This is a genomic window from Methylobacterium sp. Leaf100 (assembly GCF_001422845.1).
Lineage (GTDB): Bacteria > Pseudomonadota > Alphaproteobacteria > Rhizobiales > Beijerinckiaceae > Methylobacterium.
Window position 1 is genome coordinate 26,475 of sequence record NZ_LMMW01000003.1, and the last position, 22,200, is coordinate 48,674.

Sequence of the window (22,200 nt, forward strand, 5' to 3'; positions counted from 1 at the left end):
TGCATGCCCAACGGCCACATCATCGTCGCGGACGACGACGCCGCCATCCGCACCGTCCTGAACCAGGCGCTGTCGCGGGCCGGCTACGAGGTCCGCACCACCGGCAATTGCGCCACCCTCTGGCGCTGGGTCGCCGAAGGGGAGGGCGACCTCGTCATCACCGACGTGGTGATGCCCGACGAGAACGTGTTCGACCTGCTGCCCCGCATCAAGCGGGTGCGGCCGGAGCTGCCGATCATCGTCATGAGCGCGCAGAACACCTTCATGACGGCGATCCGCGCCTCGGAGCGCGGGGCCTACGAATACCTGCCCAAACCCTTCGACCTGAAGGAGCTCATCGCCATCGTGGGGCGCGCCCTGTCGCGGCCGCGCGGCACGCCGGCCCCCGGCGCCGACCCCGGCAACGAGGATATTCCGCTGGTGGGCCGCTCGCCCGCCATGCAGGAGATCTACCGGGCGCTGGCCCGCCTGATGCCGACCGATCTCACGGTGATGATCACGGGCGAGTCCGGCACCGGCAAGGAGCTGGTCGCCCGCGCCCTGCACGATTACGGCCGCCGCCGCACGGGCCCGTTCGTGCCCGTCAACATGGCGGCGATCCCGCGCGACCTCATCGAGTCCGAGCTGTTCGGGCACGAGAAGGGCGCCTTCACGGGGGCGCTGTCGCGCTCGGCCGGCCGGTTCGAGCAGGCCGAGGGCGGCACCCTGTTCCTCGACGAGATCGGCGACATGCCGATGGAGGCCCAGACCCGGCTGCTGCGCGTGCTGCAGCAGGGCGAGTACACCACCGTCGGCGGCCGGGTGCCGATCAAGACCAACGTCCGCATCATCGCGGCCACGAACAAGGACCTGCGGGTCTCGATCCAGCAGGGCATCTTTCGCGAGGATCTCTTCTTCCGCCTCAACGTCGTGCCGCTGCGCCTGCCGGCCCTGCGCGAGCGCTCGGAGGACGTGCCCGACCTCATCCGGCACTTCTTCGTCATGGTGGAGCGCGAGGGCCTGAGCCGCAAGCAGCTCGACGGCGAGGCCATGGAGCGATTGAAGCGCTACCGCTGGCCCGGTAACGTCCGCGAACTGGAGAACCTCGTCCGGCGCCTCGCCGCCCTCTACCCGCAGGAGACCATCACCGGGCCGGTGATCGAGGCGGAGCTCGACACCCTGCCGCTCGCCCAGAGCGCGCCCGCCAACGGCACGGCCCGCAAGGCCGCCGGGGAGGGCGAGACCCTGTCGGGTGCCGTGGAGCGGCACTTGGCCGAGTATTTTGGCAATTATCGCGATACCCTGCCGCCGCCGGGCCTCTATCACCGCATCCTGCGCGAGATCGAAGGCCCCCTCATCGGCGCGGCGCTGGCGGCCACGCGCGGCAACCAGATCCGCGCGGCGGAGCTGCTCGGGGTCAACCGCAACACCCTGCGCAAGAAGGTGCGCGACCTCGACCTGCAGGTGTTCCGCAACGCCCGGTGACGCAGGCGCGGGGGGTGGGACGAGGGACCGGGACTTGACGATGCCGTGAGGGAGGGACGCGCGGCGGATGATCGGGGCATCTGCATGCGTTCACGACGCATGCGCCCACGACATCGCTCGCGTCGTCATGCGGCGTTGGCCCGGTCCGCGCCCTGTGGCCTAAGACCGGCCAGCCCGAATCCCTCCTGCCGGAGTCTCATGCCCCCGTTCACACGCCGCCCGCCCCACGGCGACCCCACCGTCATGCGCCTCATCCAGACCGCTTCGGGGCGGCGCTCCCTCGTGCTGCACCTCGTGATCGTGCTGGTGCTGCTGGCCACCGCCAAGGGCTTCGACGGATCGAGCCACACCGCCAACCATTGGATCGTGCTCGTCGTCTACGCCGTCTGCTCCATCTGCCTCGGCCTCGCCGACTGGCGCGAGGCCCATCGCGGCCGCCGCCGGGAATACGGCGGCACCGATCCGGACAAGGCGGCCGACACGGAATGGCTCGCCTGGACGGCGACGCTCCTCAATGCCGGCGTCGCCCTGTTCCTCGTGGTCGAGCACATGCTCGTCGGCGCGGTGGAAACCGAGGAGACCGCGACAGCGGTGAGCCGGCTCCCCGCCTTCCTGCTCCTGCTCCAGACGGGCTTGAGCATGCGGGTCCTGCACACGGCGGTGTTCGCGGGCCTCGTCAGCCTCGCCTGGGGCAGCACCATCCTGTTCGCCTCCGCATACCCCGAGAGCGCCCTGCTCGGCCCGCACGTCACCCTCGACGAGGAGGTGCCGGGCCTGCTCACCTTCATGGCCGCGAGCCTCGTGGTGATCGACGGGGTGCGGCGCCTGCGCTCGGCCGTGACCACCGCCCTGCGGATGGAGCGCGAGCGCACCACCCTGGCGCGGTTCGTCCCCACCCGGGTGGTCGGCGAACTCGCGAGCGCGGGCCTCGAAGCCGTGCGCTCGCGCCATGCCTGCCTGTTCGCCCTCGACCTGCGCGGCTTCTCGGCCTTTACCCGCGAGCATGCGCAGGAGGAGGTGGTGCGCGCCCTCCTCGATGTCCGCGCCCTGACCCACGTGGCGGTGACGGAGCACGGCGGCATCGTCGACAAGTACGTGGGCGACGGAATCCTGGCGCAGTTCGTTGTCGGGCGCCCGCAGGCCCAGGCCCATGCGGCGCTGGCCTGCGGGCGCGCCATCGTCGCGCGCCTCGCAGCCCTCAACGCCGAGCGGGCCCGCGAAGGGCGGCCGACCCTGCGCATCACCATGGCGCTCCATTGCGGCGAGGTGCTCGTCGGGGTGTTCGACGACGGCCACCGGGCCGAGTTCACGGTGCTCGGCCAGGCGATGAACACCCTCGCGCGGATCGAAGCGCGGGCCAAGGCGGCGGACCTGACCCTAACCGCGTCGGACGTCTTCCTGCGCCTCCTCGGCCCGGCGATCCGCTCGGGCCTGACCCTTTCGGCCATGCCGCCCTCGGAGTGCCGCGACACCCGCGACCTGGCGCTCTACGCGGTGGCGTGGGCCGACGCGCCGGCAGAAACCGCACTGAATCCGGCCGCGTGACGCGAGAGAAGCGCCTGTGCTTAATCCGCGATGCCGCGTGCGTCGCGACACGTCGTATCCGGCAAAGGCACCCTATATCAGTATCAGACGCAACGGAAACAGACCGTACCGCCGGACTGTACTGATCAGGAGCTAGTAGACCATTATGATGACCCGTATCGCCGCCGCCACCGCCGCCCTGGTCCTTGGTGTTGCTTCGATCTCGTCCGCGATGGCCTTTGATCGCCCGGCCCGCTACACCGGGTTCGCCAACGACACCGAGACGACCGGCACGCTCTACGGCAACCCGCAATCCCGCTCGCCCGCGAATTGCCCGGTGAGCTCCGCCGCCGAGGGCAACGCCAACCAGCAGAACTTCCCGGTCAAGCAGTACGGCCAGACCGCGGGTGGCAACCGTTGCTGAACCGGTCCCTCAAGGCGGTCTCGCTGATCTGGAACGGGTTCTCCTACGCCATGGCGGTCGCCTTCGTGGGCGGCCTGGTCTTCACCCTCATCGGCGCATCCCAGGCCCTGCTCGGCCTGTAGACGCCCCGGGGCGATGGGAAACGAAGAACGGCGGGGCTCGGGGCCCCGCCGTCTTTCGTTCTCGTTCCGCGACTGCCCGCGGGCTCACGCCAGGGCGGGCTTGCCCACGGCCACGGGCGCGCCGCCGAGCCCGAGCCACTCGCGCCGCATGGGACGCAGGACGAACCAGGCGAGGGCGGCGGTGAGGAGGTCGAGGCCGATGGCGATGCCGAACACCGGGATCCACGACCCTTGCGCGGCGTAGATCATCGCCGCAACGGGGCCGCCCAGCAGCGAGCCCACACCCTGCGCCATGTACAGGAAGCCGTAATTCGTGGTGGCGTGCTTGGTGCCGAAGGTGTCGGTGAGGAGCGACGGGAACAGGGAGAAGATCTCGCCCCAGGCGAAGAACACGACGCCCGACAGCAGGGCGAACGCGTAGGCGTTCTCGCGGAACACCAGCATCAGCGCGATGGCGACGGCCTCGGCCGCGAACGCGATGGCCATGGTCTTCTCCCGGCCGATCCGGTCCGAGACCCAGCCGAAGAACGGGCGGGTGAGGCCGTTGGTGATCCGGTCGAACGTCAGGGCGAAGGGCAGGGCGGCAAAGCCGAACACGATGGCGTCGGCGACCCCGAAGTCGCGGGCGAAGGAGGCGAACTGCGCCACCACCATCAGGCCGCCCGTGGACATCATCGTCATCATCACGAACATCAACCAGAACAGCGGCGTGCGCAGCATCTCCTTCGGCGCCGTGTCGTGGGTGCAGGTCGAGAGGTTGCGGGCCGGCGCCGGCAGGGCCTCGCCGGGGCGCGGGGCGCGCAGGCCGAGGGCCGCCAGCACGCCGACGATGCCGAGCACGATGCCGAAGGTGTTCAGGGTCTCGCGGTAGCCCGAGGCCGCCATCATGTTGGTGATGGGGAAGGTGGTGAGCAGGGCGCCCATGCCGTAGCCGGCCGCAACCACGCCGACGGCGAAGCCCCGCCGGTCGGGAAACCATTTCACCATCAGGCCGACGATGCCGACATAGACGATGCCGGTACCGAGACCGCAGAACAGGCCGTAGGTGGCGTAGAGGCCCCACAGGCTGTCGATCCGGGCGGCGAGCACCCAGCCGAGGCCCGAGAGCGCGGCGCCCAGCGCGATCATCACCTTCGGGCTGAACCGCTCGATGAGGTAGCCCTGCACGGGCGAGAAGAACGTCTGCAGGACGATGACGATGGTAAAGGTGACCTGGATGGCGGCCAGCGTCGCGCCGGTGGTCGCCATCAGCGGCTTGGTGAAGAGGGTCCAGACATACTGGGGACTGGAGATCGCCATCATGGCGACGAGGCCGAGGCCGAGTTGCAGCCAGCGCTGGCGGGAGACGATCGTATCCATAATTCACTCCTGAGGCGGAGCGCCCGAAGCATACGCCGTGCCAGGATGTCCGGTGTCGTCTGGTCGTTCGGCGTCAACGCACGGCCGTGACCAGCCAGCACGCCGCTCCGAGCCGCACCGCTTCGTTCGAGACCCTCTCCGCGAAGTCGCGCAGGACGATCGCGTGGGCGCGGCTGCGGATCTCGGGGGTCTGATCGCGGACGAGGCGGGAAGCCGGGCCGAGGTCGAGGGCGAAGTTCGCCGCCGCCTCGGCCGCTTCCCGGGGGTCGCCGGCCTCGGAGTGACCGAGCACGAGGGGCTCGTCCACGGGCATGAGGGCGATGTCGCGGAACCCGGCGGCGGCCAGGATGCCGGGCAGCCGGGCCGGATCGGCGAACCGGAACGGGCCGGCGGCGTCGAAGGGCGTCGGCTCCGGCTCCGGCAGCAGGGCGCGGACGAGGCCGAACGGGTGGTCGATCCAGGCGTTCTCGGCTTGGGCTCGCCAGCACAGCATCGTCAGCCGACCCTCCGGCCGCAGGGCGCGGTGGAGGTTGGCGAAGGCGGCGATCGAATCGTCGAAGAACATGATCCCGAAGCGCGAGATCAGGTGCGTGAACGCCGCGTCCGCGAAGGTGTGCGTCTGTACGTCGGCTTCCACCAGGACGATGGGGGCGCCGCCGGGCGGCCGGGAAGCGGCCCGGCGCGCGGTGACGGCGAGGAGGGGCGCCGAGACGTCGGCGGCGGTGACGCGGCCGGACGGACCGACGATGTCGGCGGCCCGCAGGGCGGTGGCACCAGCACCGCACCCGACATCGAGCACGGCGTCTCCGGGGCGCAGGGCGGCGCCCGCGAACAGGCGTTCGGTCAGCGGCGCGAACACCCGATCGAAGGTCGCCTGATGGCGGGCCCAGCGGGCGCCCGCGTCGCCGTTCCAATAATCGCTCTGGGTCTGCTCGGATGCCGCCATGGAGTTTGAACCGCTCTGTGCCTGATGCTCTGGCGCGCGAAACGCGCCGGGCCGGCTTCTACAGCCCTTCGGACCCGCCGTCCGAGCGCGGATCGTGCACCGCCTCGATGCGGCAGTTGCCGGGGTGACGGATCAGCATGCCGGCATGGCCCAGCGAATCGATGTAGGCGCCGCCGAGTTCCTCCACCGTGTGCCCCATGGCGCCGAGGGCGGCGATGCAGGCGGGGTCGAACCGGTCCTCGACCTTGACGGTGAGGGATTCCGCCCCCCAGGTCCGGCCGTAGAGCAGGCGCGGCGCGTCCACCGCGGCGGCCGGGCTCATGCCGTAATCGGCGTAGCGGGCGAAGATCTGGGCCTGGAACTGGGGCTGGCCGTCGCCCCCCATGGAACCGTAGGCCATCACCCGGCCGTCGTCGAAGGCGGCAAGCGCCGGGATCAGGGTGTGGAACGGGCGCCGGCCCGGCTCCAGGGGATTGACGGCGTTGGGGTCGAGGGAGAACGACGTGCCGCGGTTCTGCCAGTGGATGCCGGTCTTCGGCAGCACCACGCCGGAGCCGTACTCCCAGTAGATCGACTGGATGTAGGAGACGGCGAGGCCGTCCTTGTCGATCGCCCCCATCCACACGGTGTCGCCCTCGCCGGGGTTGCGCAGGGGCAGGGTGGCGGCGCGGCGCATGTCGATGGCGGCGGCCTCGCGGTCGAGGCGGGCGGGGTCGAGGAAGCGCGCGGGATCGACGCTGAGGCGGTCGAAATCCGTGACGATGCGGTCACGGATGGCGAAGGCGCGCTTCGTCGCCTCGATGAGCCCGTGATAATGCGCCGTCGTCTCGGGCCGGGTGACGCCGAGGCGGTCGAAGATCCCGAGGATCAGCAGGGCGGCGATGCCTTGGGTCGGGGGCGGGAAGTTGTAGAGGGTGGCGTCGCGCCGGCGCAGGCTGAGGGCCTGGCGCTCGCGCGGCGCGTAGGCTTCGAGATCGGCCCGGGTCACGGGCGACCCGAGATCGGCGAGGTCGGCGGCGATCTCGCGGCCGAGATCCCCCCGGTAGAAGTCGTCGAGGCCCGCATGGGCGAGCTGCGCCAGGGTGTCGGCGAGGCCCGGCAGGCGCCGGATCGCACCGGCCGCATACGGCTTGCCGTCGTCGAGGAAGGTTTCGGAGAAATTCGGCTGGTCGTGGAGGGTGTCGATCTCCTTCGGCACGTAGCGCGCCTCCGAGGGCGAGACGGCGACGCCGTCGCGGGCATGCCCGATGGCGTCGGCCAGGAGGGTCTCCAAAGGCAGGCGCCCGCCCAGCGCCTTGGCGAGATCGAGGGCGAGCCTCCAGCCGCCGATGGCACCCGCCACGGTCAGGGCCGCGTCGGCGCCGCGCGACGGCAGCACGTCGTAGCCCTTGCCGCGGTAGCGGGGAATCGTGGCCAGCGCGCCGGCCGGGCCGCAGGCTTCGATGCCGCGCACCCGGCCGCCGCGCTCGCGGACCAGCCAGAACCCGTCGCCGCCGATCCCGTTCATGTGCGGGTAGACCACCGCGATGGTCGCCGCCATGGCCGCCATGGCCTCGATAGCGTTGCCGCCCTGCGCCAGGACGTGCTGGCCGGCGCGGGCGGSGAGCCGATGGGGCGCGGCCACGGCGGCGGTCGCGAAGACGGGTGTGTCGGGCATGGGGGTCTCTTGACTGGGATGGCGCGAGGATAATGAATTTTGGTCACGGGTCGATGGCGGGGCGCAAGGCAGGGTTCGTGCCCTGCCCAAACCAGCTTGCTCGATCCATCGATGTTGACGAGACTGATCGAATGCCACTGCGTTCCTCTCAGGACAGCCTCACGATTCGCAACCTCGATCCGGGGTTGAAGGAACGGCTACGCGTCCGCGCCGCCCGGAATGGGCAATCCATGCAAGCCGAGGCCCGCCATATCCTCGAAGGCGCCCTCGGCGAATCCAATGACCGTCAGGCCGGCAATCTCTACGAGCGCATACGGGCGCGGTTCGCTCCCCTGGGAAGCATCGAGATCGACGTGCCCGCACGCGGGCCGCCCCGCGATCCGCCCGTGCTCGAGTGAAGTTTCTCCTGGATACCAACGTCCTGTCCGCCATGATGACAGGCAGGGGCACTCCGGAGGTGGCGGCGTGGATTGCGATCCGCAGCACAGAGAGCCTGTTCACGGCGTCCATCTGCGAAGCCGAGATTCTCGCCGGTTTGGCCATCATGCCTGACGGGCGCCGGCGTTCGGCGCTTGAATTGTCCGCCCACGCCATGTTCGCGGAGGATTTTCGTGGACGGGTCTGGGCCTTCGACGCTGAGGCCGCACGAAGCTATGCCGGCATTTTCGCGGCGCGGCGGCGAACGGGCAGGCCCATTGCGACGATGGACCTGATGATTGCAGCCATCGCGCGCACGAGAGACGCTGTCGTCGTCACACGCAACGTGGCGGATTTCCTCGATTGTGGGCTGACGATCGAGAACCCATGGTTGCCCTGACGTCGACCGATCGCTCGCCCGCCCTCGTCGTCGGCGCCATGACCATCCGCCGCTTCGACGGCTCTTCCCGGCCCAATTCGTATTAATTTCGCCACACTGTTGTGGCGATGCATCACGCATGGCGTGGCTGCGGCGTTTCAAGGCATCGAAGGGTTCTGGGGAGGCGTCCGGCACGGCCGGAACGCCGCCGGATTCCGATGCGGCTCCGTTGAAGCCGCCGCCGCGCGGACCCGGCTGGGTCGGGGCCCTGGTGGTGGTCACCGCCCTCGTCTCGGCCATCGCCACCTTCCTGATCCTGGCCGGGGTGATCCGGGTGACGCCGACGCCCACCGTCGGGCTGACACTGCTCGGCATCAACGTCGTCCTCGTGCTCGGTCTCATCGTCATCATCGCCTGGGAGGCGCGGGTCTTCCTGCACGCGCGCCGCACCAACGCGGCGGTGGCCCGGCTCCACACCCGCATCGTCGGCCTGTTCTCCCTCATCGCCATCCTGCCCACCGTGCTGCTCGCCGTGGTGGCGGCCGTGACCATCGACCGGGGCCTGTCGCTGGGCTTCACCGACCGGGTCCGCGACGTGGTGCTGAAATCCGTCGAGGTGGCGGATGCCTATCAGGAGAACCAGTGCCAATCGCTCGCACGCGAGATCCGGATTCTGGCCGACGACCTCACCCGGGCACGGCCGAACTTTGACGTGAACCGGCAATGGTTCGAGAGCTTCCTCACCACCCGCGCCACGGCCCTCGGCCTGCCCGTCGCCGAGATCATGCGCGGCCCCGATTCCGTGGTGGCGCGCGCGCAGATCGATCCCTTGAAGGACCGGCGTCTGCCCTCGGCCGCCGCCTTCGAGGACGCGGCGAAATCCACCGACCCCATCTGCCTCGTGCCGAGCGAGGGCCGGATCTTCGCCGCCCTGTTTCGGATGACCGCCTATGACGGCGCCGTGCTGCTGGTGCAGCGCGAGGTCAGCCAGCTCGCCGTCGAGTTCCCCGGCGTGTCGCGGGCGGCGGCGGCCGAGTACCTCACCTACGATTCCCTGAAGCGCTCGATCCAGATCAGCTTCGCCTCCGTCTTCGTGCTCATCGCCCTCATCGCCCTGCTGTCGGCGGTATGGTTCGGGTTGAACTTCGCCAACCGCTTCGTGGCGCCCATCCGTCGGCTCATCAACGCCGCCGATCAGGTCGCGTCGGGCAACTTCTACGCCCAGGTCCCGGCCCGGAAGAGCGACGGCGACCTCGCGCACCTGTCCGAGAGCTTCAACAAGATGACGCAGGAGCTCAGGCGCCAGCACGACGGGTTGATGGCGGCGAGCGACCTCATCGACCGGCGTCGGCGCTTCACCGAGGCCGTGCTGTCGGGCGTCTCGCCGGGCGTCATCGGCGTCGATGCGGGGGGACGCGTCACCATCGCCAACCCCTCCGTGGAGCGCACCCTCGGGCTGACGGCGGACGCCATCGTGGGCCAGCCCCTGATCCAGGCCGTGCCCGAGCTGGCGCCGCTGTTCCCCGAGGGCGGCGAGGGCCGTCAGCGCGCCCTTCAGCAGCAGATCCAGCTCACCCGCGACGGGCGCGAGCGCACGGTGACGGTCCGGGTCACCAGCGAGCAGGCGCAAGGCGGCGCCCGCGGTTTCGTGGTGACGCTCGACGACATCACCGACCTCGTCTCGGCCCAGCGCACCTCGGCCTGGGCCGATGTGGCCCGCCGCATCGCTCACGAGATCAAGAACCCGCTGACGCCGATCCAGCTCTCGGCCGAGCGCATCCGGCGCAAATACGGAAAAGTGATCGTCGCGGACAAGGACGTGTTCGACCAGTGCACGGCGACGATCATCCGCCAGGTCGACGAGATCAAACGCATGGTCGACGAGTTTTCGTCCTTCGCCCGGATGCCGAAGCCGGCCATCGCCCAGAACGATCTCAGCGAGATCACCCGCCAGAACCTGTTCATGATGCGCGTGGCCCACCCGGACATGGAGTTCGGCTTCTCGGAGGCCGGGACCGAGCGGGTGCTCGCGGCCTTCGACATCCGTCTTTTGTCCCAGGCCATCACCAACATCCTCAAGAACGCCGTCGAGGCGGTGCAGGCGGTGCCGGAGGCCGATCTGGGCAAGGGGAAAGTCGACGTGCGCCTCATCCTCGAGGAGGGCTTCGCCGTCATCGAGGTCACCGACAACGGCAAGGGATTTCCCGCCGAGGGGCGCCAGCGCCTGCTTGAGCCCTATATGACCACCCGCGAGGGTGGGACGGGACTCGGCCTCGCCATCGTCAGCAAGGTGCTGGAAGAGCACGGCGGCGGGATCGAACTCAACGACAACCCCGAGGGACGGGGCGGACGCGTGCGGATGCGCGTGCCGCAAGTTCCGCAGGAGAAGGCCCCCCCGGGGCAGACGACGCCGGAGGGCCAACCCTCCGCGCAGGATGAGAAGGGCGCCGCGCGGACGGCCCCCCCAATCGCGGAGATGCAGTCATGAGCGCCGATATCCTGATCGTCGACGACGAGGCCGACATCCGCGACCTCGTCGCCGGCATCCTCGACGACGAGGGCCACCGCACCCGCACGGCCGGCGGCTCCGACGAGGCCCTGGCGGCCATCGAATCGCGCCGGCCCCACCTCGTCTTCCTCGACATCTGGCTCCAGGGCTCGCGCCTCGACGGGCTGCAGGTGTTGGATCAGATCAAGGCGGGCCACCCCGATCTGCCCGTCGTGATGATCTCGGGTCACGGCAACATCGAGACCGCCGTGGCGGCCATCAAGGCGGGCGCCTACGACTTCATCGAGAAGCCGTTCAAGGCCGACCGGCTCATCCTGGTGGCCGAGCGCGCCCTGGAGGCCTCCCGCCTCAAGCGCGAGGTGCGCGACCTCAAGACCCGCTCGGGGCAGGCGAGCCGCCTCGTCGGTGCCTCCGTGGTGTGCAACCAGCTGCGCCAGACCGTGGAGCGCGTGGCGCCCACCAACGCCCGGGTGATGATCCTCGGGGCGCCGGGCTCCGGCAAGGAGCTCTCGGCCCGCACCCTGCACGCCACGTCGACGCGCGCCAACGGCCCGTTCGTGGTGATCAACGCCGCCACCATCACCCCCGACACCATGGAGGCCGAGCTGTTCGGCGTCGAGGCGGGGGAGGGGCGGGCGCGGCGGGTCGGCGCCCTGGAGGAGGCCCATGGCGGCTCGCTCTACATCGACGAAGTCGCCGACATGCCGCGCGAGACCCAGAACCGCATCCTGCGGGTCCTCGTCGACCAGAACTTCCAGCGCGTCGGTGGCACCACCCGGGTGCACGTCGATGTCCGCATCATCTCGTCGTCGTCGCGCGATCTCGCCGAGGAGATCGCCGCCGGCCGCTTCCGCGAGGATCTGTTCCACCGGCTGTCCGTGGTGCCGATCCGGGTGCCGGCCCTGTCCGAGCGCCGCGAGGACGTGCCCGAGCTGATCGCGTTCTTCATGGAGCAGATCTCGGGTGCCACCGGCCTGCCGCGCCGGCGCATCGCCGACGACGCCATGGCGGTGCTGCAATCGCACGACTGGCCCGGCAACGTGCGTCAGCTGCGCAATAACGTCGAACGCCTGATGATCCTCACCCACACCGACCCGGAGCAGGAGGTCACCTCCGAGATGCTCCCGACCGAGATCGGGGCCCTGGTGCCAACGACGCCCAACGGCTCGGGTGGCGAGAAGCTCATGAGCCTCGCGCTCCGCGAAGCCCGCGAGATCTTCGAGCGCGAGTACCTCGTGGCGCAGATCGCCCGATTCTCGGGCAACATCTCGCGCACGGCCGAGTTCATCGGCATGGAGCGTTCGGCCCTGCACAGGAAACTGAAGTCCCTCGGCATCGGCCCCTGAGGCGCGGCACGGACGATGCCGGGCGCATGGCCGGCAGACGGGCTTGCCAACACGGGCTGCCAACACGGGCTTGCCGAGCCTGACTTTTGGAGCCGGACTCTCCGAGCCGGACTTGCATCGCTGCGCCGATGCACGTGTAATGGTGTCCGCGGGGGGCACCGGATCAAGTCGTCGCTCCAAACACCCCGCACCCGACTGATGAGAACCCGTCATTCGCGGCGGGCGGCAGTTTGATCAAGGATAAGAACAATGGCGGGCGAACGCGCTCAAAACCTGCAGGACACGTTCCTGAACCACGTTCGAAAGAACAAGATCCCGCTCACCATCTTCCTCGTCAACGGGGTCAAGCTTCAGGGCGTGGTGACGTGGTTCGACAATTTCTGCGTCCTCCTTCGTCGCGACGGCCATTCCCAGCTCGTTTACAAGCACGCCATCTCGACCATCATGCCGGGCCATCCCGTGCAATTGTTCGAGCCGGACGAGACCGCCCCGGTGGAGAAGGCGCTGGCCTGAGCGATTGCGGGGACGCTTGAGGAAACGGGCGTCTCCTGCGCAGTGTCATCCCGGGGCAGCGCAGCGGAACCCGGGATCCAGAAACACAAGGTCCGCCGAATTTTTCCGCAATCTGCAGATCTGGATTGCACGCCTTCGGCGCGGCCGTCCGGGTTGGCTCAGCGCACGCCCCGGAACGACGGTGGTGTGGCCTGCGATCGCTTCGATCTCCTCCGATGGAAGGGGTCCGTTTGATCCGAGGAGAGTCGAAGGCCTGTTTCCCCGGATTAGCACCCCGCGCCCTTGTCTGGCGTGTCCGCGCGCCCAATGTCCTGAGATCACAGGACAGGGTCTGACGCGTAGCCTATGACGGAAATCATGACGCCCGGCGAAGCCCGGCTCCAGGCGATGGCCGCCCCCGAGGGCGACATCGCGGCCGCGACCCACACCCTCGTCGTCGGGCCGTATCTCGGCCGGGTCGCGCAGCGCAGTGTCGGGAGCGTCCACAACACAGAGATCCTGCGCTCCAACGAAGCGCGCCTCGACGAGGCCTCGGGCCTCGCCGCCGCCATCGAGCTCGACGTGGTCGAGGCGATCTTCGCGCCGGTGCAGCGCATCCGGCCGTCGACCTATCTCGGCAAGGGCCGCGTCGAGGAACTCGCCGGCGTGATCAAGGCGCGCGAGATCGGCCTCGTGGTGATGGATTGCGCCCTGTCGCCAGTCCAGCAGCGCAATCTTGAGAAGGAGTTCGGCTGCAAGGTCATCGACCGCACCGGCCTCATCCTCGAGATCTTCGGGCGCCGCGCCTCGACGCGCGAGGGCACGCTGCAGGTCGAGCACGCGCATCTGGCCTACCAGCGCAGCCGCCTCGTGCGGTCCTGGACCCACCTGGAGCGCCAGCGCGGCGGCTTCGGCTTCCTCGGCGGCCCCGGCGAAACCCAGATCGAAGCCGACCGCCGCATGATTCAGGAGCGGATGACGAAGATCGAGCGCGAACTCGACGGCGTCACCCGCACCCGCGGGCTCCACCGGCAGGGCCGGGCACGGGTGCCGTATCCCATCGTTGCCCTCGTCGGCTACACCAATGCCGGCAAGTCGACCCTCTTCAACGCCCTCACCAAAGCCCAGGTGATGGCGCAGGACATGCTGTTCGCCACCCTCGACCCGACGGCCCGCGCGACCAAGCTGCCGCATGGCGAGACGGTGATCCTGTCCGACACGGTGGGTTTCATCTCCGAGCTGCCGACCTCCCTCATCGCGGCCTTCCGGGCCACGTTGGAGGACGTGATCGAGGCCGACATCCTGCTCCACGTCCGTGACGTGTCGCACGGCGACAGCGAGGCCCAGGCCGAGGATGTCGGCGCGGTCCTGCGCGAACTCGGGATCGAGACTAGCGCCACCCGGATCATCGAGGTCTGGAACAAGGCCGACCTCCTGGATCCGGCCGAGCGCACGCGCCTGCTCAACCTCAGCGCGCAGGGGCGCACGGATCGGGACAGCGACGCGCCGGTCCTCGTCTCGGCCCTCACGGGGGAGGGGCTCACGGCGCTCACCAGCCGGATCGAGGCCCGCATCGCGCGCCAGCGCTCCACCTTCGCGGTGGTGCTGCCGCCCGAGGACGGGGCGTCCCTGCACTGGCTCTACGAGAACGGCGAGGTTCTGGACAGGCGCGAGGAGGAGGGCGGCACCATGCACCTCGCCTTCCGCATCGCCCCCGAGAAGGAGCCACGCTTCCTCAACCGGTTCGCCGGCGCGCGCCGGCTTAACCGGGTCGGTTAGCGGCCCCGCTCACGCACCCCGCGCCGCCGGCATCAATCCCGCAGCGGCGCGGCCTTCGTGTGCCCGAGCTTGTCGAAGAACGCTTCGAGGACGTTGACGTAGTCGTCGGTCCAGGGCCGGCGCGTCATGTCGGGGGCGACGGGCGTCCAGCCCAGCCGCACGGCTTCCCGTTCGACCACCGGATCGCGGGTGGCGATGACGACCAGGGCGGGCGCGCGGTAGTGGGCCTCGAAGGGCTCGTCGAGCCGGTCGAGGCGCTGGAGGAGGGTCAGGCCCTGCTCGGCGGCGACGCGCGCCAGGGCCGGCCGCAGATCGAAATGGCGGTTGGAGATGTGGAGCGCGAGGACGCCCTGCGCGTCGAGACGGCTGCGGTAGAGCGCCAGGGCCTCACCCGTGAGCAGGTGCATCGGGATCGCGTCGGACGAGAACGCGTCGACGATGAGCACGCGTACCGAACCGGTCTCGGCGGCGAGGGCCAGGCGGGCGTCGCCCTGGACGATCCGGGCCGAGGGCGTGCATTCCTGGAGGAAGCGGAACCGGGCGGGGTCGGTGGCGAGGCGGATGACCACGGGATCGATCTCGTAGAACGTCCAGGCTTCCCCGGGTTCGGACTGGCAGGCGAGGCTGCCGGCGCCGAGGCCGACCACGGCCACCGCCGACAGGGGCCCGTGCGCCGCGCGGCCGACCGCGAGGACATCCGCGATGGCGTTGCCGGGCGCGTAGTAGGTGGTGGATTCGGGCCGCCCGAGGGCGGGCCCGCCATCGTCCGCGCGGATGCGGATGGCGCCGTGCAGCGTGGTTCCGTGCGTGAGCAGGCGGAAGCGGCCCGACGCATCGGTCTCGATGCGATGGACCCCGAAGAAGCTGCGCCGGCTCTCGTAGTCCCGGGCGACGAGGTGCGGCATCGCCAGGCCGAGGGCGCAGAGCAGCGCGGCAAAGCCGACGACCCGCCGCGGCGCGCGCCAGCTCACCAGAAGCCCGGCCATCAGAACGATCATCGCCAGGTGGGGCGCGAGGCCCGGGACGCACCATCCCAGCACCCCGACGATTCCGACGACCGCGCCGGCGAGCAGGGCCGGGCGCAGCCGGTGCCGCAGGTCGGGGCGCACGCGGCGCAGGCCCGCGAAGGTGCCGGGGCGGCAGGCCAGGGCCGCGACGAGCAGCAGCGGGTATTCCGCCACCGTCGGGAACAGCCGCGGGGCGATCAGCGCCGCGAACAGGCCCCCGAGCATGCCGCCGAGCGACGTGAACAGGTAGAACTCGGTCAGGCGTCGTGCGGACGGCCGCAGCCCGTAGACGGCCCGGTGGGCGACGAGGCTCGCGACGAAGCCGAGCCCGAGGCTCAAGGGCAGATCGATCAGGAACGGCAGGCGTACGATGACGGCGACGCCCAGGACCACGGCCGTCCCGGCCGTCAGCAGGACGGCGAGGGGGCGGTCCGGCCAGGTGGCGAGGGGCCGGAAGGTGATGACGAAGGTCAGGAGATAGAGGGCCAGCGGGATGACCCACATGAGGGGGATCGCCGCCACATCGGTGGTGATGTGGGCCGTGACCGCGACGAGCAGGCCCGACGGCACGGCCGAGAGGCCGATCCAGGCCAGGCGCCGGGACGGGCCGATGGACTCGGCCTCGGCCTCCGGCGCGCGAACCGGCCTTCGCGCCGCCCGCATCACCGAGAGGGCGCAGGCCGCCAGTGCGCAGGCCCCGAGGCCGTAGCCGACCGACCACAGCCGCGTCTGCTCGGCGAGGCCCAGCATCGGTTCGATGGCGAGGGGATAGGCGAGGAGGGCCGCGAACGATCCGAGGTTCGAGGCCCGGTAGAGGAAGTACGGGTCCGCCGCCGCCGGGTCGTCCGAGCGGGCGAACCAAGCCTGAAGCAGGGGCGCGCTCGCCGAGAGGGCGAAGAACGGCGCGCCGACGGAGGCGAGGAAGAGGCCGACCAGCCACAGGGCCTCGTCGCCCGTGCCGACGCTCCCGTATCCGGCGGCGATCCCGATGGGCAGGAACGCGGCGCCGCCGAGCAGCACGAGGCCGTGCACGGTCGCGGCGATCCGGAACGGCAGCCACCGAGTGAGGGCGTGGGCGTAGGCGTAGCCCGCGAGCAGCAGGGCCTGGAAGAACACCATGGCGACGGACCACACCCCCGGCGTGCCGCCGAGGACGGGCAGGATCCGCTTGGTGAAGATCGGCTGCAGGCTGAACAGCAGGAAAGCCGCCAGCATCAGGGTGCCGGAGAACAGCGCCACCTGCGTCAGGCCGCGGCCGGGCAATCCGCGCTCCGGACATGACGCCCGGGCGGACCCGTCGGGTCCCATCGCGCCGGTCTCGCTGGCTTGCATCGGTCGGGTCTCGCGTCGTTCTAACCGACACCTTGGACCAGGAGACTTAAGGAGTGGCTGACGGCCCCCCCGCGGTGACCCGAGTTTCGCGCAAGCCTCCGGCGGTCGACGCCAGCGCCGAGGGCGCCAAAACAAAAAACCGTCCCTCCCGGGGGAGGAACGGCGTGTTGTGTCCGGGGACCCGCGGACCCGTAGGTCCGCGATCAGTCCTTGTCGGATCAGTACTTGCGGATGATCGGAGCCGGTGCGGCAGCGGCAACGGCGGTGGGCGAGTACAGCGGAACGATCAGGCGGAACCAACCTTCGACCGTGTCGGTGCGACGGTTGACGTTGGCATTGGCGACCGTGGTGGCGACGTAGGCCTGGGCGGTGACGGGCCCGAAGTCGTAGCCGATGAGACCACCGACCGAGAAGTTGCCACGGTTGCCGGCGGCGAGGCTGGCAGCGCTGATGTCGAAGTTCATCGTGCCGTAACCGATGACACCGATCTCGAACTTGCCGAACTTCTTGGTCGCGGTCAGGTCGAGGTTGAGCGAGTCGGAGATGATGAACGGACCGCGGGTGCCGAAGGTATTGTTGCCACCGAACGAGGCCGGCGAGTCGTAGATGTTCGCGGTCAGGTTGGCGGTGAGGTTGTAACCATCGCCGGTGTAGCTGGCGGCGACGCCCATACGGTAGGTGTTGGAGGCGAGGAACGGCAGGACCGGCGAGCTGGCCGTGGTGCCGGCATTGTTCACGAGGACGCCGCGACCGGCATTGAGCTCGTTGAGGTACACGCCGCCGAGCAAGCTGACGCCGAAGTTGTTGCCGAGATCGAAGGCCCAGATGCCGCCGACGAAGGTGCCGACGTTGATGGACAGGTCACGCGAGCCGTTGGCGCCGCCGTTCTTGCCGAAGGCGAACACGGTCGGGGGAGCGACGAGGAGCTCGACGCGGCCGCCGAACGGCACGAACGGGGTCGACCAGACGAGCACGGGGACGTTGACGGCGACGTCGACGGCGCCGGGGCCGGTGTTCTCGTTGCTGCGGTAGACGAAGGTGTTGAGGGCGTAGATGCCCTCGGGCAGCGGCGCGCCGGTGGCGAGGCCGACCTGCTCACCGGGAACCGTGGTCGTCTGGGCGAAGGCGGCGGTGGCGGACATGCCGACCGAAAGCGCCACCGCTCCGGCGGCGAGCCAGTTCTTCATCATGTGTCTGTCCTTCCCAAGGATTTCAGGCGGGCGCCGCGTAGCCTTCCGCACCATTCTGCCGGTCCGCTGCTTTGGAGCAGCGTGTTCCCGTTGGTTTGGAAGGCCCCCCTTGCGGCCCGAATTCGTGTCTCAACGAGGGGAACTATTCTACAGCTTGGCCCGGAAGGACAGCGCGTTGCACTGAAACGGGGCAGTTCCAAACTGACCGTTGCGCAAAAGCCGCAATTTTGCCGCGGTGCAACAGCGCGGTTCGTTAACCATTGTGGCGCGGCGCACGCGGGTCCGTTCGGACGAACCGGAACGATATCGCTGACGGCGCAAGCGTTTGTCGCTCCCGCACGGACCGGGCAAAACCGGAAAGACGCCTTCGGCGATTGCGCAAGCGTTAACCTTTGGCGCCGGGGGCCTTCGACCGCTCCCGCGATGCGGGGCCGCCCCGAATGGCCAAAAAGCCTTGGCGGCCCAGCGAATCACCCCGAAGCGCCACCGATCCGCGTCCGAGGGCCGGTTCGGAGGGCCGCCCGATCCCTAAACGGCGGCCTTGCGGCCCTTGGCGACGACGGGCGCGGGCGGCCGGCGAGCGAGGACGTCGCGCAGGAAGCGCCCGGTATGGCTCTTTTTCGATTGGGCGATCTGCTCGGGCGTCCCCTCGGCCACGACCACGCCGCCGCCGTCGCCGCCCTCGGGGCCCATGTCGATGACCCAGTCGGCGGTCTTGATGACTTCGAGGTTGTGCTCGATCACCACCACGGTGTTGCCCTGGTCGACGAGCTCGTGGAGAACCTCCATGAGCTTGGCGACGTCGTGGAAGTGCAACCCGGTGGTCGGCTCGTCGAGGATGTAGAGGGTCCGGCCGGTGGCCCGCTTCGACAGCTCCTTCGACAGCTTCACCCGCTGGGCCTCGCCGCCCGACAGGGTGGTGGCCTGCTGGCCGACCTTGACGTAGCCGAGCCCGACGCGGGCCAGGGTCTCCATCTTCTCCCGGATGGTCGGCACCGCTTTGAACAGGTCGGCGGCCTCCTCGACGGTCATGTCGAGGACGTCCGCGATGGAGCGGTCGCGGTACTTCACCTCCAGGGTCTCGCGGTCGTAGCGGCGACCCTTGCACACGTCGCAGGTGACGTAGACGTCGGGCAGGAAGTGCATCTCGATCTTGATGACGCCGTCGCCGGAGCAGGCCTCGCAGCGCCCGCCCTTGACGTTGAAGGAGAAGCGCCCGGCCTGGTAGCCCCGCGCCTTGGCCTCGGGCAGGCCGGCGAACCAGTCGCGGATCGGCGTGAACGCGCCCGTGTACGTGGCCGGGTTCGAGCGCGGGGTCCGCCCGATGGGCGACTGGTCGATATCGATGACCTTGTCGAGGTTCTCCAGGCCGTCGAGGCGCTCGAACGGGGCCGGGTGCTCGTGCGCGCCGTTCAGGGTCTTCGCCACGGACTTGTAGAGCGTATCGATGATGAGGGTCGACTTGCCGCCGCCGGAGACCCCCGAGACGCAGGTGAAGGTGCCGAGCGGGATATCCACCGAGACGTTCTTGAGGTTGTTGCCCCGCGCGCCCACGAGGCTGAGCTTGCCCTTCTTCGGCTTCCTCCGGGCGGTGGGCACCCGCACGCTCATCTCGCCGGTGAGGTACTTGGCGGTCAGCGAGGCGGGGTTCTTCAGCACCTCCGCGGGCGTACCCTGCGCGATGATCCGCCCGCCATGGATGCCGGCCCCGGGGCCGACATCCACCACATAATCGGCCTGCAGGATCGCGTCCTCGTCGTGCTCGACGACGATAACCGAGTTGCCGAGATCGCGCAGGCGCTTGAGGGTGCCGAGCAGACGCTCGTTGTCGCGCTGGTGCAGACCGATGGAGGGCTCGTCCAGCACGTAGAGCACGCCCGTCAGCCCGGAGCCGATCTGGGAGGCGAGCCGGATGCGCTGGCTCTCGCCGCCCGACAGGGAGCCCGAGCCCCGCCCCAGGGTGAGGTAGTCGAGGCCGACATCGATGAGGAAGGTGAGCCGGTCGCGGATCTCCTTGAGGATGCGGAAGGCGATCTCGTTCTGCTTGTCCGTGAGTTTTTCCGGGAGCTCGGAGAACCACCTGTGCGCGTCGCGCACGGAGAGAGACGTGATCGCGCCGATGTCCTCCATGGCGATCTTCACGCACAGCGCCTCGATCTTGAGGCGCTTGCCGGTGCAGGTGGCGCACGGGGTGGCGCTCATGAACCGGGCGATCTCCTCGCGGGCGGTGTCGCTCTCCGTCTCCTTGTAGCGCCGCTCCAGGTTCGGGATCACGCCCTCGAACGGCTTGTTGACCTCGTAGGCGCGCATGCCGTCGTCGTAGGCGAAGCGCACGGAGTCCCGGCCGGTGCCCTGCAGGATCACCGTGCGCGCCGTCTCGGGCAGCTCGGCCCACGGCACGGTGGTCTTGAACTTGTAGTGCCGGGCCAGGGCATCCAGGGTCTGGCCGTAATAGGGCGAGGTCGATTTCGCCCACGGGCCGACGGCGCCGCGCTTGAGGCTGAGCTTGGCGTCCGAGATCACGAGTTCGGGGTCGATGCGCATCTCGTGGCCGATGCCACCGCAGGTGGGGCAGGCGCCGAACGGGTTGTTGAACGAGAACAGCCGCGGCTCGATCTCCGCGATGGTGAAGCCCGAGACCGGACAGGCGAACCGCGACGAGAAGGTGATGGGCTCGCGCGCGGCCTCGCCCTCGGGGGTGTCGGCGAATTCGATCAGCGCGATGCCGTCGGCGAGATCGAGGGCGGTCTCGAAGGAATCGGCGAGGCGCGCGGCGATGTCGGCCCGCACGACGATGCGGTCCACCACCACGTCGATGTCGTGCTTCACCTTCTTGTCGAGGGCCGGCACGTCGTCGATGGCGCAGTACTCGCCGTCGACGCGCAGGCGCTGAAACCCCTTCTTCTGGAACTCGGCGATCTCCTTGCGGTACTCGCCCTTGCGGCCGCGCACCACGGGCGCGAGCAGGTAGAGCCGGCTCTTCTCCGGCAGGGCGAGCACCCGGTCGACCATCTGGCTCACGGTCTGGCTCTCGATGGGCAGGCCGGTGGCGGGCGAGTATGGAATGCCGACCCGCGCCCACAGCAGGCGCATGTAATCGTAGATCTCGGTGACGGTGCCGACGGTGGAGCGCGGGTTCTTCGAAGTGGTCTTCTGTTCGATGGAGATCGCCGGCGAGAGCCCGTCGATCTGGTCGACGTCGGGCTTGCCCATCATTTCGAGGAACTGGCGGGCATAGGCCGAGAGCGACTCGACGTAGCGGCGCTGGCCCTCGGCGTAGATGGTGTCGAAGGCGAGCGACGACTTGCCCGAGCCCGACAGCCCGGTGAACACCACGAGCCGGTCGCGCGGGATCGTCAGGTCGATGTTCTTGAGGTTGTGCTCACGCGCGCCGCGCACGGAAATCACGCGGGCGTCCCGGGCGCCGTCGAACAGCTTCTCGATGTCGGCCTCGACCTTCTCGACTTCCGCTTGCCGGGCGGCGGCTCTGGCTTTGGCTTTGGCCATGGAATCTCTTCACGCTTCGGGTCGGTTCGACAGGCTTCGCATCCGCCGGCCACCCGCATGTCGGGCGTCGGGTGTCCAAGACAAGGTGCCGCCACCGGCCGTGCAAGTCCGGCCGGTGGCGGGCTGGACGGGCAGAAACGCCGACCGGCATCGACCGCAACGGTATCATTCGGAACAAACTGAGTACACGAACGCGGCCGTGCCTTGAAGTCTCCCCGAACCGGCGAGGCATCGACTGGCACGGCGCTCACGGTCAGCGCGACGCAGCGTCGGTCCCCGGAAAGTTCGGGCCGGTGTTCCTCGGCATGTGTCCCTCTGCATGTGTCCTTTGGCGTGTGTCCCTCGGCGTGTGTCCCTCGGCGTGTGTCCCTCGGCGTGTGTCCCTCGGCGCGGCGTGTGTCCCTCGGCGTGTGTCCCTCGGCGTGTGTCCCTCGGCGTGTGTCCCTCGGCGTGTGTCCCTCGGCGTGTGTCCCTCGGCGTGTGTACGCTGGCATGTGTTTCCGGGACGGAAGACCGGGATCGCACCCCCTTATTCCTAGGTCGCCGATACACAGGTCCGCGCCCCAGACACACGGAACAAGTCCCCTTGGTAGGAGGGACGAGGGTGGTCGGGGGAAACCCGGGCTCCGGAACCTCTCGGCGCGAGACCGGATCCGCGACGGCCCCCAGGGTCGGAGCCACGTCGTGTCGAGGCGGGCGGCGGCGATGAGCGCGAACGCACGGGCGTTGGCGGCAGGATCGGCAGC

At 69.4% G+C, this 22,200-nt stretch carries 16 protein-coding genes; 10 read left to right on the forward strand and 6 right to left on the reverse strand.

Going from position 1 to position 22,200, the window contains the following annotated elements; all coding sequences use genetic code 11:
- Positions 1 to 3: 3 nt before the first annotated feature.
- The 4 genes from ntrC to ASF25_RS23865 all read left to right on the forward strand — a co-directional run bounded on the left by ntrC (position 4) and on the right by ASF25_RS23865 (position 3,534).
- Positions 4 to 1,464: a nitrogen regulation protein NR(I) gene (gene ntrC / locus ASF25_RS03805; RefSeq protein ID WP_056174598.1), complete on the forward strand. Its 1,461-nt coding sequence runs from the start codon at positions 4 to 6 to the stop codon at positions 1,462 to 1,464.
- Positions 1,465 to 1,662: 198 nt separating this feature from the next.
- Complete coding sequence (locus tag ASF25_RS03810; RefSeq protein WP_082502473.1) at positions 1,663 to 3,009, forward strand: adenylate/guanylate cyclase domain-containing protein; 1,347 nt, start codon at positions 1,663 to 1,665, stop codon at positions 3,007 to 3,009.
- A 145-nt stretch (positions 3,010 to 3,154) separates the two neighbouring features.
- Positions 3,155 to 3,412: a hypothetical protein gene (locus ASF25_RS03815; protein ID WP_056174601.1), complete on the forward strand. Its 258-nt coding sequence runs from the start codon at positions 3,155 to 3,157 to the stop codon at positions 3,410 to 3,412.
- A complete protein-coding gene (locus tag ASF25_RS23865) occupies positions 3,406 to 3,534 on the forward strand; it encodes a hypothetical protein (RefSeq protein ID WP_277996228.1) in 129 nt (42 codons plus the stop codon). Before ASF25_RS03815 ends, ASF25_RS23865 begins: the two co-directional genes overlap by 7 nt.
- Before the next feature lie 84 nt (positions 3,535 to 3,618).
- On the opposite strand, the gene oxlT is transcribed toward ASF25_RS23865, so the two are convergent.
- The 3 genes from oxlT to ASF25_RS03830 form a co-directional block, all read right to left on the reverse strand.
- Positions 3,619 to 4,893 (reverse strand): oxalate/formate MFS antiporter, encoded by a 1,275-nt coding sequence (oxlT, locus tag ASF25_RS03820; protein WP_056303362.1) that lies wholly within the window; start codon positions 4,891 to 4,893, stop codon positions 3,619 to 3,621.
- A 73-nt stretch (positions 4,894 to 4,966) separates the two neighbouring features.
- A complete protein-coding gene (locus tag ASF25_RS03825) occupies positions 4,967 to 5,839 on the reverse strand; it encodes a class I SAM-dependent methyltransferase (RefSeq protein ID WP_056303364.1) in 873 nt (290 codons plus the stop codon).
- A 58-nt stretch (positions 5,840 to 5,897) separates the two neighbouring features.
- Positions 5,898 to 7,496, reverse strand: a complete 1,599-nt coding sequence (locus tag ASF25_RS03830; protein WP_056303366.1) for a gamma-glutamyltransferase family protein — start codon at positions 7,494 to 7,496, stop codon at positions 5,898 to 5,900.
- A gap of 131 nt (positions 7,497 to 7,627) precedes the next feature.
- Here ASF25_RS03830 and ASF25_RS03835 point away from each other — a divergent pair, with 131 nt between their 5' ends.
- From ASF25_RS03835 to hflX, 6 genes are all read left to right on the forward strand, one after another.
- Positions 7,628 to 7,894, forward strand: coding sequence for a hypothetical protein (locus tag ASF25_RS03835; RefSeq protein WP_056174609.1), 267 nt, complete (start codon positions 7,628 to 7,630; stop codon positions 7,892 to 7,894).
- Positions 7,891 to 8,313 (forward strand): type II toxin-antitoxin system VapC family toxin, encoded by a 423-nt coding sequence (locus ASF25_RS03840; RefSeq protein ID WP_082502474.1) that lies wholly within the window; start codon positions 7,891 to 7,893, stop codon positions 8,311 to 8,313. Before ASF25_RS03835 ends, ASF25_RS03840 begins: the two co-directional genes overlap by 4 nt.
- Positions 8,314 to 8,431: 118 nt before the next feature.
- A complete protein-coding gene (locus ASF25_RS03845; protein WP_056268343.1) occupies positions 8,432 to 10,780 on the forward strand; it encodes a PAS domain-containing sensor histidine kinase in 2,349 nt (782 codons plus the stop codon).
- On the forward strand, positions 10,777 to 12,147 hold the full coding sequence (locus tag ASF25_RS03850) for a sigma-54 dependent transcriptional regulator (protein ID WP_056268340.1): 1,371 nt from the start codon (positions 10,777 to 10,779) through the stop codon (positions 12,145 to 12,147). The genes ASF25_RS03845 and ASF25_RS03850 overlap by 4 nt, the downstream gene beginning before the upstream one ends.
- A gap of 249 nt (positions 12,148 to 12,396) precedes the next feature.
- Complete coding sequence (gene hfq, locus ASF25_RS03855; RefSeq protein ID WP_056268336.1) at positions 12,397 to 12,660, forward strand: RNA chaperone Hfq; 264 nt, start codon at positions 12,397 to 12,399, stop codon at positions 12,658 to 12,660.
- Between the two features lie 345 nt (positions 12,661 to 13,005).
- Entirely contained in the window at positions 13,006 to 14,418 is a 1,413-nt protein-coding gene (gene hflX / locus ASF25_RS03860; RefSeq protein ID WP_056268333.1) for a GTPase HflX, read from the forward strand.
- Positions 14,419 to 14,450: 32 nt separating this feature from the next.
- On the opposite strand, the gene ASF25_RS03865 is transcribed toward hflX, so the two are convergent.
- The 3 genes from ASF25_RS03865 to uvrA form a co-directional block, all read right to left on the reverse strand.
- Positions 14,451 to 16,688 carry a fused MFS/spermidine synthase gene (locus ASF25_RS03865; protein WP_056303368.1) on the reverse strand — a complete coding sequence of 746 codons (2,238 nt, stop codon included), beginning with the start codon at positions 16,686 to 16,688 and terminating at the stop codon, positions 14,451 to 14,453.
- Positions 16,689 to 16,975: 287 nt separating this feature from the next.
- A complete protein-coding gene (locus tag ASF25_RS03870; RefSeq protein WP_056174619.1) occupies positions 16,976 to 17,947 on the reverse strand; it encodes a transporter in 972 nt (323 codons plus the stop codon).
- Positions 17,948 to 18,475: 528 nt separating this feature from the next.
- A complete protein-coding gene (gene uvrA, locus ASF25_RS03875; protein WP_056303370.1) occupies positions 18,476 to 21,454 on the reverse strand; it encodes an excinuclease ABC subunit UvrA in 2,979 nt (992 codons plus the stop codon).
- Positions 21,455 to 22,200 lie beyond the last annotated feature (746 nt).